Origin of the sequence: Brachybacterium avium (genome assembly GCF_002216795.1) — a bacterium.
Classification (GTDB): Bacteria; Actinomycetota; Actinomycetes; order Actinomycetales; family Dermabacteraceae; genus Brachybacterium; species Brachybacterium avium.
The window spans coordinates 747,920-763,735 of record NZ_CP022316.1; the positions used below are offsets into that span (position 1 = coordinate 747,920).

Sequence of the window (15,816 nt, forward strand, 5' to 3'; positions counted from 1 at the left end):
CTCGCAGGCCCGAGAACTTTCAACTCCACGGAGAGTGCGTAATGAAGAAGTCGCACCTGATCTGCTGTCTCGCACTGGCCTCGCTTCTCGCGTTCCCAGCTCAAGCAAACATCGATAACGTATCGAATCCCCAGAGTCCCATCACCTGCACATTTGTCGCGCCATCTTCCACCCAGGCCGAAGATTCACAGCTTCTCGCATGCGGCGCTTACTCTGGGATGCGGATCTAGTCCAATGTCTTGGGCCGCAGCACCACGGTCACTTCTCACGCCGCGACCAGAATCAACGCAAAGAACATACCGGTGAGGAATGTCCTCAATAATGGGCGTGTCGCGAAACGCAGTGGGGGTCCACCTATATACGAAACGGCAAATACGAAGTTCGGATCGCCACCGCATCGGGCAATATTGTCACTGCAGTCGTCCTATAGCTAGGAGTATCATGGATTCAGATGCTCTGATCCTGACCGGCAGATACGTCGTTGATGCAGGAGACCCGCACTATAGTGCGTCGATTCCCCAGCAAGAGGTCGACGACGAAGGTTTCGGCCAAGTCCGTTTCGCTCTAGATGCTTCGGACTCCGAGACTCTCGACAACATCACCGTCGATTTCGGCGACCCACTGTTCTGGATCGAACCCGAACTCTCCGGTGATCATCGCTTGATTCGCCTCACCTTGCTCAATACCTCCTGGCACATCGGCAGAGGCAAAATCGTGGCTCGCCTCCACAAAATCTCGTCTCCAGATAACCCTGAAGGCGAAAAATGGCAACTGTCTATCGACCCCAACTCGATCAGCGGCCCCCCGATCTACGGAGTTGACACGAGGCACAATCGGGCGAGAGCTCACAACGGGCTCGGCGAGGTCGAGGTTACCTGTGGCGAGGACGGGCGAGTGCTCGATGCAGAGATCACCTTCCCGCCCGCTCCGGAGGCATCTGGAGACCCTTGAATCATCCCCCGAGGGAGCTGCTGAACACCGGATTTCACGCATGAGTCATCCTGCCCAGAGCACATCGTCAGGATCACCTACTCGTTGAGGACCGGTCTCTCGTACTCTGGAGCGATGTTCCGTTCCCTCGGTGCCCTGATCGGCGACCTGCTGGTCGTCATCCTCTTCGTCGCCACCGGTCTCGTGCAGCACGGCACCGCGCTGACCACGCATAACCTGTTCCTGGTGGGCTGGCCCTTCGCCCTCGGCGTGCTGCTCGGCCACCTCGCGATCCGTGCCTGGCGCGCCCCGTTCCGGATCTGGCCGCACGGAGTGTTCGTGTGGGCGATCACGCTCGCGACCGCCATGGCGATCCGCGCCCTGTTCGCGGCCGGCACCGAGCTGTCCTTCGTGATCGTGGCCGCGATCGTCACCGCAGTAGGCATGCTGGGCTGGCGGGCCGTGGCGCTGGTCGTCACCCGTGACGAGCGGCGCACACCCGCCGCCTCACCGGCGGCGAGGGGCGACGCCGCCTCCTGACGCCGACGGGGACCGCGCCGGTCCTCGCTTCCGTATCCTGTCCTCATGCCATGAGGATTCCCGATCCGACGACGCGCCACCCCGGGGGTCGCCGCGCTGGGCTGACTCGACCTCTCGATCGCCGGTTTCGAGTCCAGCCTCATCGAGTTCCGGACGCCGACCTCGGATACGCCTGGGGACGTGGGCTTTGTTCCGCACCGCGGCGGTCTTCTACTCCGGAGTGATGGGGAAGACCACAACGATCACCTCTCACGCCGCAGGCCGTATCAACAGTCGAAATATTCCCGTCAAGCACGTCCTCAACTCTGGCCGCATCTACAAGCAGCAAAACGGCATCACATACATCCGTTCAGGACGATATGAAATAATAGTGGTGACCAGCACGAGAAACATAAAGACGGCGACCATCCGGTGAAGGGCAATCAATCGTGAGCACTCAGTTCTCCTTCTTTCCCGGGGAGTACCTCGTCGACACGGGTGACCCGACCCTTGACACGAGAATGCCTCAGACGCAGGTCGATGTCGAAGGGTCTGGAGTGATCTATTTCAGGGTCCAGACCCCCCGACCCGATCCGTCCACCACCATAGTGACCTCTATGAACACCGACCTGTGGTGGATCGAACCGGAGATCAGCACGGATCACCGTCTCGTGCTCCTCACCGTGCTCAGCCCCTCGTGGTACATAGGTCGAGGTCGTGTGCGAACCCGCCTGGAACACCTCGATGCCTCCGGACAGGATCGTGACCGCGGCGTCGGTGAACGGTGGAGGGTACACATAGATCCCTCGTCTCTCGATGGTCCGCCCGTGCGCCCGGAGGACTCGCTGGATGGCCCCCCGCCCCACGAAGGCACATTCCGGAACGGCGAGGTCGAGGTCGACATCGACTACGGCGACGATGACCGAGTGCTCGGGTTCGAACTGACGATCGCGCCTCCCCCCGACCTTCACGACCACCTGTGAGCGGGTCGCCGCCCAGGGAACTCAGCCGCCGCGCCAGCACGCTGTAGCGATGTTCCGTTCCATGGACGCCCTGGCGGCCGCGCAGTTCCCCACCCGCGACAAGCGCGACGCGCCGAGAGCGGGGACCGCCGACGAGGCGGCCGAGCCCACCGATGCGGAGACGCCGAATTCGGACAGCTAGCGCTGAGATGACGCGGCCGCACGTCTCAACTCCGGCACCCATACCGCACCACACCGCACCGCACCTCCAAGACGGACTCCCGAGAGGACGGGCGGGGCGTGCGGGACGCACCGGGTAGTTACTCGACAGTAGGTGGCACCTTGGAGCATGATCTCCCCATATAAGAAGAGTGTGCTCTCCAGCGCTACCTCTCGTGCCCGGCGACACCTCTCGTACCCGGCCGCCGCTCACTCTCAGCGGCCGGCTGAGCCGAGCTGCACCCCGTGCCCGCACGGGTACAGCGGGTCTGCAGTCCCCCCGGGCACGTCCTCAGGGGCGACCCGCACCGCCGCCATCGATCGCGGCAGCTCGATCGGCAGCCGTCCCCGCGCCGGGATCACGCCCGTGATCGCATCGATCCAGGCTGCGCCCGAGACGCCGAAGCTGCCGGTGAGCGCGTCGCAGTGCTCGACGATGCCGGTGAGCACCGCGGCCCGATCCAGGTCCACGTCGAGGATCAGCGGGCAGGCCGCCCGGATCCGGGCCAGCCGGTGCGCGAACCCGGGCGGAAACTCGAGATCCCCCTGATGGAACCAGGCCTCGAGGAAGAGGTCGTCGCGCGGCTGGAAGGGCGCGCCGATCCGCAGCAGCGCGACATCGGCCTCCGCCGGGGTCGCGACCTGCTCCCCCAGCGACGCCACGACCCCATCGGGCAGGCCCTCGGCATAGATCCGCGGGCCGGCACCGTCGCTGAGCAGGGGCAGCACGGCGCCGTCGTCGTGCAGGACGACGACGCTGCTCGCCTGGGCCGCGTGGCCCCGGCGGCAGGCCTCCTCGGTGCCCACCAGGGCGTCGGCCGCGGACTCGTCGACATAGGGGTCATCGAACAGTCCGAGGCGGAACTTCACAAGCAGTAGCCGCCGGGCGGAGGCGGTGACCCGCTGCTCGCTCACCTGCCCCTCGCGAACGAGGTCCAGCAGCAGTTCGGTGCACTCCTCGCCGCCGAACTGGTCCGCTCCGGCCTCGAGGATGCGCTGCATGCGCTGGGAGGGGGTGAGCTCCTCGACGCCCCAGGCGCGGGCCGGGAGCACCTGCTCGCCGACGTGGTTGTCGTTGACCAGCTCCCAGTCGCTGACGATCACTCCGTCGAAGCCGAGCTGCTCCCGGAGCAGGCCGGTGAGGACCTGCCGGTTGAAGCCGAAGCCGACCTCCTCGATCGCCTCGCCGTCGATCTCGAGCCCGAGGGGGCGGCCGTAGTACGGCATGATCGCGTCGGCCCCCTCCTCGATGGCCACCCGGAAGGGCAGGAGGTGGTCCTCGAACCGCCCTCCCGGGTAGATCTGGTCCCGGCCGTACGGGAAATGGGCGTCCTCGCCGTCCTTCTGCGGGCCGGCGCCCGGGAAGTGCTTGACCGTGGACTGCACCGAGAGCTCATCCTGCTTCCCGCGCAGACCTGCGAGGGCGGCAGTGACCAGGCGGGCCACCAGCTGCGGGTTCTGGCCGAAGCATTCTCGCTGCCGCGCCCAGCGCGGTTCGGTGGCGAGGTCCGCGACGGGGTGCAGCGCCGCTCGGATGCCGACGGCGGTGTACTCGCGGCGCGCCGTCATCGCCCACTCGCGCACCAGCGCGGGATCGGCGAGGGCGCCCAGGCCCAGCGGCTCCGGCCATAGGGAGAAGAACGAGGTCACCCAGGAGGTGCCGGCGTTCTGCGCTCCGCCGTGCCGGGGATCGGTGGAGATCGTGACCGGGATGCCGTGCGGGGTCCGCTCGGCGAGCTCCTGGAGACGGTTGTGCCAGCGGGCGGCGGCGCCGGCGCTCTCCAGTCCGTGCACGTTGAAGTGCGTCATGTGCTTGCCCAGCACCACCTCCTCGGTGCCGGACTTGGAGATCGCGCCGGGACCGTCCAGCAGCGTGCCGTCCGGCCCGGTCTCGATCACGGTGTGGAACATGAGCCCGACCTGCTCGGCGAGGGAGAGCCTGCCCAGCAGGTCCTCGGTGCGCTCCTCAGGGCTGCGGCGCGGATCCTCGAAGGGGTCCATCCGTCCGTTGCCGTTCAGGTCCCGGTAGCGGGTGCCGTCGACCGATTCGACGAGCCGGGGACGGGAGCGATCAGCCGTGGGCATGGAAGACCTCCTGCTCGATCACCGGGCGCAGCTGCGCGGCCACGTCGTCGGTCGCGAACCATTCGTGCAGCTGTTCGTCCAGCAGCACATTGCCGAGCGCGCCGAGGATCATCGACTGGTCCAGGGACAGGTGGCGGCGGGCGATGACCCCCGAGCCCACGGCCACCGCGTCGTGGAAGCCGCCGGGGCCGTAGGCGCCCAGCTCGGTCTCGATCCGGCAGAGGTTCTCGATCGAGGAATCGCGCTCGTACTGCAGCGCGAGTGCCCCGGCGTGCGGGGTGACCACTCCGTCCAGCCCCTGCGGGTAGGTCTCTCCTTGATGCCAGTCAGTGCCTGCCGCGTCGGAGAAGTAGCCGGTGGGGTTCAGACCGAGGGCATCGACCCCGTACTCGCGATACTCGGCGTGCGGGTCGGAGCAGGGCGAGAAGCCCCAGTACCCGTACCCGGCCTCGTCCAGCCCGTGCTCGCGCTGGGCCCGCACGTGCAGGGGATGGTTCCTCCCCCAACTGTTCGGCCCCCAGGCCGCCTCGGGCACGAACAGATCCGGCATCAGTTCCTCGAACATGGAGCCGCCCCAGCCGGGCACGATCTCCATCCCGCGATAGGTGTGCGCACCCTCGAAGACGCGCACCCCCTCGTACTGCGTCCAGTCCCCGACCGGCGCCATCTCGGGCCAGGTCCACTCCGGCGGGAAGGTGCGGTAGGTCGTGAAGTAGGCGCCCGCAGGGATCTGGCCGGTCATGATCCCCAGGTAGGTGACCATGCGGGCCTCGGAGACGGCGGTGTCGTAGTGGTGCTCGCTGTGGTACCAGACATCGGCGCCGGGGATGTCGTTGAACAGGGGTAGCAGCTCGACCCCGTCGCGGCCCGGGTCCTCCACCCAGAAGCCGCCGATGGTCTGTCCCGGCTGGGCATCGACCTCCCGGTCGAAGAACACGTCCCAGCGCATCGCGTCGAAGAGCCGGCGGGCGCGGCGGCGATTGGAGGGATCCGCCTGCGCCACGACGTGCAGTGCGGCGCCGAGCCAGCCCATGTCGACGCTCGAGACGAAGGGGACCACCGGATCACCAGTGCCGGGCCAGGAGCGCAGCACCGAGCCGTCTTTCTCGTCATACCAGTTGAAGAACATGCCCGAGGGCTCGTGATGCTCCATCTGCTCCAGGGAGTCCAGGGTGCGGGAGATGCGGTTGCGGGCATGCCCGGGGGTGAGCAACCCCAGCTCGCGGGCGATCAGGACGGACCACAGGGAGCCGCCGATGTTGGTCGGCGAGGTGTGGCGGGAGTGCCCGGTGAGGTCGGCGCCGATGTTGTCGGAGATCAGCCCGGTTCCCGCGACGGTCATCGCGTCCAGGCTGTGCCAGGTATCCGCGGCCCAGCGGCGCAGCAGCGCCTCCTCGCCTCGGCCCGCGGGCCGAGAAGGTCCGGAGGGGCCGGCCGACGGCGCGAGACGGCCCGACGGCGCGGCCGCGGTGCTGGCGAGCGCGCCAGCGCCGAGCAGGGGGACGGTGAGCAGGGTGCGTCGGTCGAAGGTGTTCACGAGGCCTCCTCGAGGCGGTCGGGGGTCACTTGATGCCGCTGGTGGCGATGCCCTGGATGAAGTAGCGCTGGAAGAACAGGAAGACGACGAGGATCGGCAGGACGACGAGCGTGGCCCCGGCCAGGAGCAGCCCGTAGTCCGTCTGGTTCTGACCGGTCGAGATCAGGGCGAGAGCGACCGGCAGGGTGTAGGTCGACTCGCTGGAGGAGACGACCAGCGGCCACAGGAAGTTGTTCCAGGAGCCGAGGAAGGTGAGGATGCCGAGGGTGGCGAAGGCAGGCCCCGCCAGCGGCAGGTAGATCCGGAAGAAGATCGCGATCTCGCCGACCCCGTCGATCCGCCCGGCCTCCAGCAGCTCCCGCGGCAGTCCCAGGAAGAACTGCCGCATGAGGAAGACGCTGAAGGGCTGGACCAGGAACGGCAGGATCAGTGCGGGGATGGTGTTGGCCAGGCCCAGGTTCACGATCAGGACGTACTGCGGGATGAACGTGACCAGGCCCGGGATCATCAGACAGCCCAGCACCAGGAGGAACAGCACGCGCTGGAAGGGGAAGCGCAGGTGCGCGAGCGCGTAGCCGAACATCGAGGAGAAGAAGAGGTTCCCGGCCGTGACCGCGATCGCGACCACGGCGGAGTTCTGGAAGTAGCGGCCGAAGGGCCGCTCGAAGAGGCGGCGGAAGTTGTCCCAGGTGGGGTCCTCGGGGAGCCAGGTCGGGGGCACTCGCAGCAGCTCGCCCTGGGTCTTCACGCTGCCCAGCAGCATCCACACGAAGGGGGTGATCACCAGCAGCAGGAACGCGGTCAGCACGATGTAGGTCAGGACGGGTCGGCGACGGTCGATCATCACTTCTCCCTCATCAGACGGAACTGCGCGAGGGTGACGATGCCGATGACGATGAACGTCAGATAGGCCATCGCGCCGGCGACCCCGTAGTTGCCGAAGCCGAACTGGTTGTACGTGTACATGGAGGCGGAGATCGTGGCGTTCAGCGGCCCGCCCTGGGTCATCACGAAGGGCTCCTCGAAGAACTGCAGGTAGCCGATCGAGGTGGTGACCATGACGAACAGCATCGTCGGCCGGATCGCGGGCAGGGTGACGTGCCAGAAGCGCTGCCAGGTGGAGGCCCCGTCGAGCGCGGCGGCCTCGTGCAGCCCGCGGTCCACGGCCTGCAGACCGGCCAGGAAGATCACCATCGAGGTGCCGAAGTTGCGCCAGACCGCCATCACGATCAGCGACAGCAGCGCGGTGCGCTCATCGCCCAGCCAGTTCGGACCGTCGATCCCGACCCAGCCGAGCACGGTGTTCACCAGCCCGTTATCGGGTCGCAGCAGGAACCGCCAGACCACCGCGACCGCCACGATCGAGGTGACCACGGGGGTGTAGAAGCCCATGCGGAACAGACCGCGCAGGCGGTTCACGCCCTGATTCAGGGCGAGCGCGGCGGCGAGCCCGGCGATGATGGTCAGCGGCACGCCGATCAGCACGAACCCGCCGGTGTTCAGCGCGGCCCGGCGGAAGACCGGGTCCTCGAAGGCGGTGAGGTAGTTCTCCAGGCCCACGAAGTTCACCGAGAACGGCGAGCGGATGTCGCTGATGCGCATATCGGTGAAGGACATGAACATCGACTGCAGCACGGGCCAGGCGATGAACACCGTGAACAGCACGACGAAGGGCAGCGAGAGCAGGATCCCGGCGCGTGCCTCCGCCGCAGCGCGCCGGCCCCTCCGGCGACGGCCGGAACCCGCGCTGTGGCCCGGGGAGGGCCCGGTATCGGAGGCGGTCAGCGGTGCGGCACTCATCTCAGGCCCCGGTCCCGATGCCCTGTGCCTCGGACTGGACGGCCTCCAGCGCGTCGGCGGGGGCGAGGTCCTGCTTGCACACCTGCTCGATCTGAGCATCGAACTTCGCGGCGACCTGCTCCCAGGTGGCGATGGTGGGCGGGGCGAAGGCGGACTGCAGCTGGGTGTGGAAGGCCTCGAACTTCTCGTTCGAGGCGACCGAGTCGTCCTCCCAGGCGGCCTGCAGGCTGGGCATCGCGGAGACGATCGAGAACCATTCCACCTGCACCTCGGGACGCGAGAGATACTCGACGAGCTTCCAGGCACCATCACGGTTCTGGCTGCCCTGGAAGACGCCGATGTTCGCCCCGCCCAGGAAGCTCGTGCTGGTCTCCTTCTCGGGCATGACGAACACGCCGTACTTCTCGGCGAAGCCCTCACCGCCCACGCCCTCGACGGCGGCCATCATCCACGGCCCGGAGATGAACATCGGGACCGCGCCGGAGACGAAGTCCTGCTCGGTGGTGCCCTCAGCGGGGGCAGGGTCTGCGATCCCGTCGGTGAAGTAGGACTGGTAGTAGGCCAGCGCCTCCTCGTTCTCGGAGGAGACGAAGGTGAACTCCGAGCTGTCCTCGGAGACGACATCCCCGCCGTTGGACCAGCAGAACGGGAGCACGGTCTGCCAGGACCCGTTCCCACCGGGCTGCAGGGCGATGCCCCACTGCCCGTCCGGCCCGCCCTGCATGGTGCGTGCCATCTCGAGCAGCCCCTCCCAGTCGGTGGGCGGTTCGGTGATGCCGAGGGACTCGGCGATGTCTTTGCGGTAGAACACGAGCCGGGTCTCGACGTACCACGGGACCCCGTGGACGGTGTCATCCACGGTCACGGACTCGAGCGCGCCGGGGAAGTAGTCGTCGGTGGCGATCGAGTCCGGAGTGGGCTCCAGGGCGCCCAGGCTCACGAACTCGGCCATCCAGGTCGAGCCGACCTGGGCGACGTCGGGTGCGGTGCCGGCGGCGATCGCCGAGGTGAACTTGTCGTGGGCGCTGTCCCAGGGCAGCGGGGTGACCTCGACGGTGACGTCGGGGTTGTCCTCCTCGAAGCCCTTCAGCAGCTCCGGCAGCGCCTCGCCCTCGGCGCCCATCGCCCAGAGGGTCAGGGAACCGGTGGCCGGGCCCTCGTCGATCGGCTCGGCGGGAGCGGCGGCACCGCCCTCCTCCTCGTCGGGGCGGCCGCAGCCGGCCAGGACGCCGAGCGCGGCGGCGGCGCCGAGTCCGGTGACAGTGCGGCGGGTGGGTCGCGGGGTGATGTTCATGATGACTCCTTGGGTGAGGGTGCGGAAGCGGGGACGGGCGGAGAGGGTAGGGCCGGCACGGGAGGGCATCCGCAGGAGGCACGCAGCACGAGGGCGGAGTCGACCGTGACGGGATCCTGGACCGGGTCGCCGTCGATCCGCGCGGCGAGCCGGTGGGCGGCGAGGCGGCCGAGCGCGGAGACGTCCTGCCGCACCGTGGTCAGGCTCGGGGCGAGATAGCGGGCGGTGCGGGTGTCGTCCCATCCGGTGACCGCGAGGTCGTCCGGCACGCGCACCCCGGCGGCGCTGAGCCGCGCGATGATCGCGATCGCGAGCTCGTCGTTGCCGCACACCAGGGCATCGAGCTCGTGGAGCTCTCCGTCCGCCAGGAGCTGCTCGGCGACAGCGAACCCGGCATCCTCGACCGGATCTACGCTCAGGTGCAGTGCGGGACCGAGGCCGGCCTCCTCGAGGGCGTCGAGGTAACCGCGGTGGCGACGGCCGATGTCGGATCCGCCCTCGGCGAGGCCGACGAATCCGATGCGGCGGCGGCCGTGGGCGAGGAGGTGCTCGGTCAACTGGCGGGCGGTCGCCCGGTTCTCCGCGAAGAAGGCATCGGCGTCGAAGACGCGTCGGCGGGCGACCGTGACCGTCGGGCGGGCCGCCGCGACCTGGCCCACCGTGTCGTCGTCGGCGCCGCTGCGGGCCATGAACGCGACGCCGTCGACCCGACCCAGCAGCTCCTGCACGGACGCCCCCCGGCGATCGTTCGGCGCGACCAGGGTGAGCACGACCGAGAGGCCGAGCTGCGAGGCCGCGAGCTCGAAGCCGACCAGCAGCTCGGCGTAGTAGGGGCCGGCGATGTGCGGCAGGACCACGCCGAGCGCCTTGCTGCGACGGACGGCCAGGGCGCGGGCGGCTGCGGCCGGGACGTAGCGGAGCTCCTGTGCTGCGGCGAGCACGGCTTCCCGGGTGTGGGGCGCGACGCTGCCGTTGCCCGCGAAGGTCCGGCTGACGGTGGCGATGGAGACGCCGGCGCGGGCGGCGACCTCGTAGATGGTGGCGCTGGGCGCGGGGTTGACGTTCGAGGTCATGGACCGTCCTCCTCGTCCTCGAGCTGCGGTCTTGGGTGCCCGCATCCCGCGAGAGGGATGGAAGCGCTTACAGTGACGGCGTCATCGTAAGCGCTTCCATTCATGTGGCGCAAGTCTCGTCGGACGACTGATGCCGCCCCGAAGTCCTCTGTGACGGTTCGCCGTGCGCGGCGATCAGGCCCCGACGGACATCACTCCCGCATGGCAGTCGACCCCCGCCACAGGACGGGGCCTTCTGCCTGCACAGCCGAGGGGGCAGCCGTCACGCCGGAGGGGTGTGCTCCCCGGTCAGCGCTCGAAGCGCAGGTCGATCGCGGCGCCGTGGGCGGGCAGCCCCTCGGCGGCGGCGAGCGTGGTCGCCGCCGTGCGGGCCCCGGCGAGCGCGTCCCGGTCGTAGTGGACGACATGGATGCCGCGCAGGAAGGTCTGCACGCCCAGGCCGCCGGTGAAGCGCGAGGTGCCGCCGGTGGGCAGGACGTGGTTGGAGCCGGCGGCGTAGTCGCCGAGGCTCACCGGGCTGTGGGGACCGACGAAGACTGCGCCGGCATTGGTAACGCGCGCGGCGACCTCGGCGGCGTCGGCGGTCTGGATCTCGAGGTGCTCGGCGCCATAGGCATCGACGACCGCGAGCCCCTGGTCGAGATCCGTGACCAGCACGATGCCGCTCTGCTGACCGCGCAGCGCCTGCTCGATGCGTTCGCGATGCAGGGCTTGCGGCACCTGCACCGCGAGCTCGGCCTCGACCGCTGCGGCGAGTTCCGGGGACTCGGTGACCAGCACGCTCGCGGCCAGCGGATCGTGCTCGGCCTGGGAGATCAGGTCTGCGGCGACGTAGGCGGGGTCGGCGGCGCCGTCGGCGAGGATCGCGATCTCGGTGGGCCCGGCCTCGGCGTCGATCCCCACCGTGCCGCGCACCAGGCGCTTGGCGGCGGCGACATAGACGTTGCCCGGCCCGGTGACCAGGTCCACGCTCTCCAGTGCCGCACCGTCGCCGAGGTCATCGGCGCCGTGGGCCAGCAGCGCGATCGCCTGCGCACCGCCGGCGGCGATCACCTCGGTGACCCCGAGCAGCGCACAGGCCGCCATGATCGTGGGGTGCGGCAGCCCGCCGAACTCCTTCTGCGGCGGGGAGGCGAGGACGATCTGCTGGACGCCGGCGACCTGGGCGGGGACTACGTTCATCACCACGGAGCTGGGCAGCACGGCGCGGCCGCCGGGGACGTAGAGCCCCACCCGGGCCACGGGCACCCAGCGCTGGGTGACGGTGCCGCCGGGCACCACCTCGACGCTCTGGGCGGGGCGGGCCTGGGCGGTATCGACCCGGCGCACCCGCTCGGCCGACTCCTCGAGCGCGGAACGGATCGCGGGATCGAGCTCCTCGAGCGCACGCTGCAGCTCGGCCTGCGGGACCCGCAGATGCTCGGGCCGGATCCCGTCGAAGCGCTCGGAGGCCTCGAGCACGGCCTCCGCGCCGCGGGCGGCGACGTCCTCGACCACGGGCCTCACGGCGGTGGCCGCGGCCTCGACGTCCAGCTCGGCGCGCGGCAGCGCAGCCGTGAGCTCGGCGGGGGTGAGGGTCCGCGTGCGCAGATCGGTCACGGCGAGGAAGGGGGCGGAAGCAGGCATGGGGGCAGTCTAGGAGCGCCTCGTCCCGGAGGTGCGCCGTGCCCACGCCGTGGAAGGGCCTGCGGGCAGGTTCGCGACGGCGCGTCGCCTGCTCCGGTACGTTCATCCCGGGGGTCGCGAGCGGCATCACCGCTCTCGGCACCGGGGGAAGGATCGCGAGCAGACCAGGGGACGAGATGATCGACAACGGGGACAGGGAGCACGTGGCTGCCTCGCGCCGTCTTCGCCGTATCCGCCGCACGGGCGCCTCACTGGCCTCGGTGGTGCTGGCGCTCTCCCTCGGCGCCTGCGACGCGATCCCCGGTCTGCCCGGGAGCGAGGCCGAGACCTCCTCCCCCGCCGTCGGAGAGCCGATGGACCCCGCTGCGGTGGCCGCCGCCGAGAGCATGCCGGTCGATCCCTCCTGGCTGTGCCGGCCCGGCGACGGCGCGCCGCCGGTGGAGTCGACCGCGGGTGGGACGCTGACTCCGCGGACGGTGCGGGCCGACGGCAACGTCCTGGAGGTCACCGGGCCCTTCCACCTGGAACCGGATCATCACTACCGGGGCTTCGCGCCGGTGGGGGTGCTGGTGCCCGCCGATCCGGAGAACCGGGGCGTCCCGGCTCCGGGCTTCGACGGGGAGCTCGGGGTCGCCGGCGCGCCGGTCCCGCCGATCGTGGTCCGTGAGCGGGTCGAGGTCTCCGGGGACGGCCCGGCGCCCTCGGCGGTCACCGCCCGCCTGACGCTGGGGACCTGCGACGACTCCCCGCTGCCGGACGGGCAGTTCCTGCTGCGGCTCAGCGGTGGCGGCCTCGACGGCCCCGGCCGCGGTGAGGCCGACGCCGGCTGGAGCGCGGACGGGGACGTGCTGGTGGACGTGGTCGGCGGGGCCGTCGAGGTGGTGCCCGGCGCGGTGAGCGCCCCATCGGGAGAGGTCCCCGTGGATCTCTCCCCGTTGCAGTGCGGGGCGAGGCTCGCGCCGTTGGGCGAAGGGGACGAGCTGGCCGTGCAGGTCGCCGATCCCACCACCCGGGTCTCCACGCGGGTGCCGGAGGACGAGCTCGGCGTCGCGGTGAGCGCCCGGGTGACGGTCACCTCGCCGGACCTCGGCACCCGGGCGCTGCTGCAGGGCGTGGTGCTGACACATCCGGGCACCGGGACGGTCGTCGCGGGGGCACGCAACACTCCCCGGATCGCCCTGCAGTGGATCGACCAGGACGGGGTGACGCGGACTGCCCGGGCATGGACCACCCGCGAGGCCTGCGGTCCCCCTGCTCTGCGCCCCGGCGAGTACCGGGCGCACGCTTTCGCCGTGACCGTGGACGAGGACAGCGTCACCCGGCTCGTGCTCTCGGACCCCTGGAGCGTCGAGGTCGTCGACGAGCAGCCGCAGGAGTGAGGCCCGGCTCGGCATCAGAGGACGCGCGAGGGGCTTCTCACGTACCGTGGTGCCGTTCGGATCGAGGGGTGGGACAGCGCCCGCTCCTCGATTAGTCTTGACGTCAAGACAAATTCCGCATCGACCTGAGGGAGCACGCGACACATGGCGCGCATCATCTACACCCACACCGACGAGGCGCCGATGCTGGCGACCGCATCGTTCCTGCCGATCCTCGATGCCTTCTCGGATACCGCCGGGATCGAGGTCACCACCCGTGACATCTCCCTGGCCGGTCGGATCGTCGCGGCGTTCTCCGACCTGCTGCCCGAGGACCAGCGCGAATCCGATGCGCTGGCTGAGCTGGGCGAGCTGGCGAAGTCCCCTGAGGCCAACATCATCAAGCTGCCCAACATCTCTGCCTCGGTGCCCCAGCTGAAGGCCGCCGTGGCCGAGCTGCAGGCCCAGGGGATCGCGCTGCCGGACTACCCCGACTCCCCTCCACCGCGCAGGAGAAGGACATCCGCGCCCGCTACGACTCGATCAAGGGCTCCGCGGTGAACCCGGTGCTGCGAGAGGGCAATTCCGACCGCCGCGCCCCCGCCGCGGTGAAGAACTTCGCCAAGGCCCATCCCCACCGCATGGGCGAGTGGAGCCAGGATTCCAAGACGACGGTCGCCACCATGGCCGCCGACGACTTCCGTGACAACGAGCAGTCCGTGGTCCTGGAGGCCGAGGACACCCTGTCGATCGTGCACGTCGCCGCCGACGGCACCGAGACCGTGCTCAAGCCGTCGATCCCGGTGCTCGCCGGAGAGGTGGTCGACTCCACCGTGATGCGCGCTGCGGCGCTGGAGACCTTCCTGCGTGAGCAGATCGCCGCCGCGAAGGAACAGGGCGTGCTGTTCTCCCTGCACCTGAAGGCCACCATGATGAAGGTCTCCGACCCGATCCTGTTCGGCCACGCCGTGCGCGCCTTCTTCCCGACCGTGTTCTCCGAGTTCGGCGAGCAGCTGGCCGCAGCGGGGCTGTCCCCGACAACGGCCTCGGCGGGATTCTGGCCGGGGTCGAGGATCTCGACGCCACTGTGCGCGACGGGGTCAAGGCCGCCATCGAGAAGGACCTGGCAGCCGGACCCGACCTGGCGATGGTCAACTCCCACAAGGGCATCACCAACCTCCACGTCCCCTCCGATGTCATCATCGACGCCTCGATGCCGGCGATGATCCGCGGCGGCGGCAAGATGTGGAACCAGGACGACGCCGAGCAGGACACCCTGGCGGTCATCCCCGACTCCTCCTACGCCGGCGTCTACGCCGCGACCGTCGAGGACTGCCAGACCCACGGCGCCTTCGACCCCACCACCATGGGCACAGTCCCGAACGTGGGCCTGATGGCGCAGAAGGCCGAGGAGTACGGCTCCCACGACAAGACCTTCGAGATCCAGGCCGACGGCCGGGTCGAGGTGCGCGACGCCGCCGGTGCCGCCCTGATGACCCAAGAGGTCGCCACCGGGGACGTCTTCCGCGTCTGCCAGGCCAAGGATGCCCCGATCCGTGACTGGGTGCAGCTGGCGGTGCGTCGTTCACGCGAGTCCGGGATGCCCGCGGTGTTCTGGCTCGACGAGTCCCGCGCCCATGACCGCAACCTCATCGCGAAGGCCCAGGAGTACCTGGCGGTGGAGGACACCGAGGGTCTCGACATCCGCATCATGTCGCCGGTGGACGCCACCCGTCACACCCTGGAGCGGGTGCGGCGCGGCGAGGACACCATCTCGGTGACCGGCAACGTGTTGCGCGACTACCTCACCGACCTGTTCCCGATCCTGGAGCTGGGCACCAGCGCCAAGATGCTCTCGGTGGTGCCACTGATGAACGGCGGCGGCCTGTTCGAGACCGGTGCCGGCGGCTCCGCCCCCAAGCATGTCCAGCAGCTCATCGAGGAGGACTACCTGCGCTGGGACTCCCTCGGCGAGTTCCTGGCGCTGGCCGAGTCGCTGCGCCACCTGGCGCGCACCGCGGACAACGCCCGCGCCGCCGTGCTCGCCGATGCGCTGGATCGCGCCACCGAGACGCTGCTGAACGAGGGCAGGTCCCCGCAGCGCAAGCTCGGCAGCATCGACAACCGCGGCAGCCACTTCTACCTGGCCCTGTACTGGGCGCAGGAGCTGGCCGCCCAGAGCGAGGACTCCGAGCTCGCCACCGCTTTCGGCCCGATCGCCAAGGAGCTCACCGACGGCGAGCAGACCATCGCCGAGGAGCTGCTGGCGGTCCAGGGCAAGCCCGCGGACATCGGCGGCTACTACCGCCCGGACCTGGAGAAGACCGCCGCGGTGATGCGCCCGTCGGTCACCTTCAATCGGATCCTGCAGGAGATCTCGGCCGCGCTGTGAGCCTGCCGCAGCCCTGAGCCG

Annotated in this window: 12 protein-coding genes and 1 pseudogene; 6 read left to right on the forward strand and 7 right to left on the reverse strand. The window is 69.5% G+C overall.

What is annotated here, in order from left to right; genetic code table 11:
• Positions 1-441 precede the first annotated feature (441 nt).
• From CFK39_RS16125 to CFK39_RS17130, 4 genes are all read left to right on the forward strand, one after another.
• Positions 442-951, forward strand: a complete 510-nt coding sequence (locus CFK39_RS16125; RefSeq protein ID WP_157697043.1) for a hypothetical protein — start codon at positions 442-444, stop codon at positions 949-951.
• Between the two features lie 114 nt (positions 952-1,065).
• A complete protein-coding gene (locus CFK39_RS03375) occupies positions 1,066-1,470 on the forward strand; it encodes a DUF3054 domain-containing protein (RefSeq protein WP_089064269.1) in 405 nt (134 codons plus the stop codon).
• A gap of 428 nt (positions 1,471-1,898) precedes the next feature.
• Positions 1,899-2,432 (forward strand): hypothetical protein, encoded by a 534-nt coding sequence (locus CFK39_RS03380; protein WP_157697044.1) that lies wholly within the window; start codon positions 1,899-1,901, stop codon positions 2,430-2,432.
• A 49-nt stretch (positions 2,433-2,481) separates the two neighbouring features.
• Positions 2,482-2,613, forward strand: a complete 132-nt coding sequence (locus CFK39_RS17130; RefSeq protein ID WP_275094134.1) for a hypothetical protein — start codon at positions 2,482-2,484, stop codon at positions 2,611-2,613.
• Between the two features lie 233 nt (positions 2,614-2,846).
• Here CFK39_RS17130 and CFK39_RS03385 read toward each other — a convergent pair whose 3' ends face one another.
• The 7 genes from CFK39_RS03385 to hisD form a co-directional block, all read right to left on the reverse strand.
• A complete protein-coding gene (locus CFK39_RS03385) occupies positions 2,847-4,715 on the reverse strand; it encodes a glycoside hydrolase family 3 protein (RefSeq protein ID WP_089064271.1) in 1,869 nt (622 codons plus the stop codon).
• Positions 4,702-6,252, reverse strand: a complete 1,551-nt coding sequence (locus CFK39_RS03390; protein WP_089064272.1) for a glucoamylase family protein — start codon at positions 6,250-6,252, stop codon at positions 4,702-4,704. Before CFK39_RS03390 ends, CFK39_RS03385 begins: the two co-directional genes overlap by 14 nt.
• Positions 6,253-6,277: 25 nt before the next feature.
• Positions 6,278-7,096 (reverse strand): carbohydrate ABC transporter permease, encoded by an 819-nt coding sequence (locus CFK39_RS03395; protein WP_089066270.1) that lies wholly within the window; start codon positions 7,094-7,096, stop codon positions 6,278-6,280.
• Positions 7,096-8,052 carry a carbohydrate ABC transporter permease gene (locus tag CFK39_RS03400; RefSeq protein WP_089064273.1) on the reverse strand — a complete coding sequence of 319 codons (957 nt, stop codon included), beginning with the start codon at positions 8,050-8,052 and terminating at the stop codon, positions 7,096-7,098. Before CFK39_RS03400 ends, CFK39_RS03395 begins: the two co-directional genes overlap by 1 nt.
• 1 nt (position 8,053) lies before the next feature.
• Positions 8,054-9,346 (reverse strand): sugar ABC transporter substrate-binding protein, encoded by a 1,293-nt coding sequence (locus tag CFK39_RS03405; protein WP_089064274.1) that lies wholly within the window; start codon positions 9,344-9,346, stop codon positions 8,054-8,056.
• Positions 9,343-10,419: a LacI family DNA-binding transcriptional regulator gene (locus CFK39_RS03410; protein WP_089064275.1), complete on the reverse strand. Its 1,077-nt coding sequence runs from the start codon at positions 10,417-10,419 to the stop codon at positions 9,343-9,345. Before CFK39_RS03410 ends, CFK39_RS03405 begins: the two co-directional genes overlap by 4 nt.
• 288 nt (positions 10,420-10,707) lie before the next feature.
• On the reverse strand, positions 10,708-12,045 hold the full coding sequence (gene hisD / locus CFK39_RS03415) for a histidinol dehydrogenase (protein ID WP_089064276.1): 1,338 nt from the start codon (positions 12,043-12,045) through the stop codon (positions 10,708-10,710).
• Between the two features lie 38 nt (positions 12,046-12,083).
• On the opposite strand from hisD, the gene CFK39_RS03420 reads away from it, so the two are divergent.
• Both CFK39_RS03420 and CFK39_RS03425 read left to right on the forward strand, forming a co-directional pair.
• Positions 12,084-13,424: a hypothetical protein gene (locus CFK39_RS03420; protein ID WP_157697045.1), complete on the forward strand. Its 1,341-nt coding sequence runs from the start codon at positions 12,084-12,086 to the stop codon at positions 13,422-13,424.
• 144 nt (positions 13,425-13,568) lie between these two features.
• Positions 13,569-15,795 (forward strand): annotated as a pseudogene (locus CFK39_RS03425) (NADP-dependent isocitrate dehydrogenase).
• Positions 15,796-15,816: the final 21 nt, after the last annotated feature.

Coding starts and splice junctions, on each gene's coding strand:
- CFK39_RS03410 (WP_089064275.1), bottom strand. CDS start 10,419: ATGACCTCGAACGTCAACCCCGCGCCCAGCGCCACCATCTACGAGGTC.
- CFK39_RS03400 (WP_089064273.1), bottom strand. CDS start 8,052: ATGAGTGCCGCACCGCTGACCGCCTCCGATACCGGGCCCTCCCCGGGC.
- CFK39_RS03395 (WP_089066270.1), bottom strand. CDS start 7,096: ATGATCGACCGTCGCCGACCCGTCCTGACCTACATCGTGCTGACCGCG.
- CFK39_RS03405 (WP_089064274.1), bottom strand. CDS start 9,346: ATGAACATCACCCCGCGACCCACCCGCCGCACTGTCACCGGACTCGGC.
- CFK39_RS17130 (WP_275094134.1), top strand. CDS start 2,482: ATGTTCCGTTCCATGGACGCCCTGGCGGCCGCGCAGTTCCCCACCCGC.
- CFK39_RS03375 (WP_089064269.1), top strand. CDS start 1,066: ATGTTCCGTTCCCTCGGTGCCCTGATCGGCGACCTGCTGGTCGTCATC.
- CFK39_RS03385 (WP_089064271.1), bottom strand. CDS start 4,715: ATGCCCACGGCTGATCGCTCCCGTCCCCGGCTCGTCGAATCGGTCGAC.
- hisD (WP_089064276.1), bottom strand. CDS start 12,045: ATGCCTGCTTCCGCCCCCTTCCTCGCCGTGACCGATCTGCGCACGCGG.
- CFK39_RS16125 (WP_157697043.1), top strand. CDS start 442: ATGGATTCAGATGCTCTGATCCTGACCGGCAGATACGTCGTTGATGCA.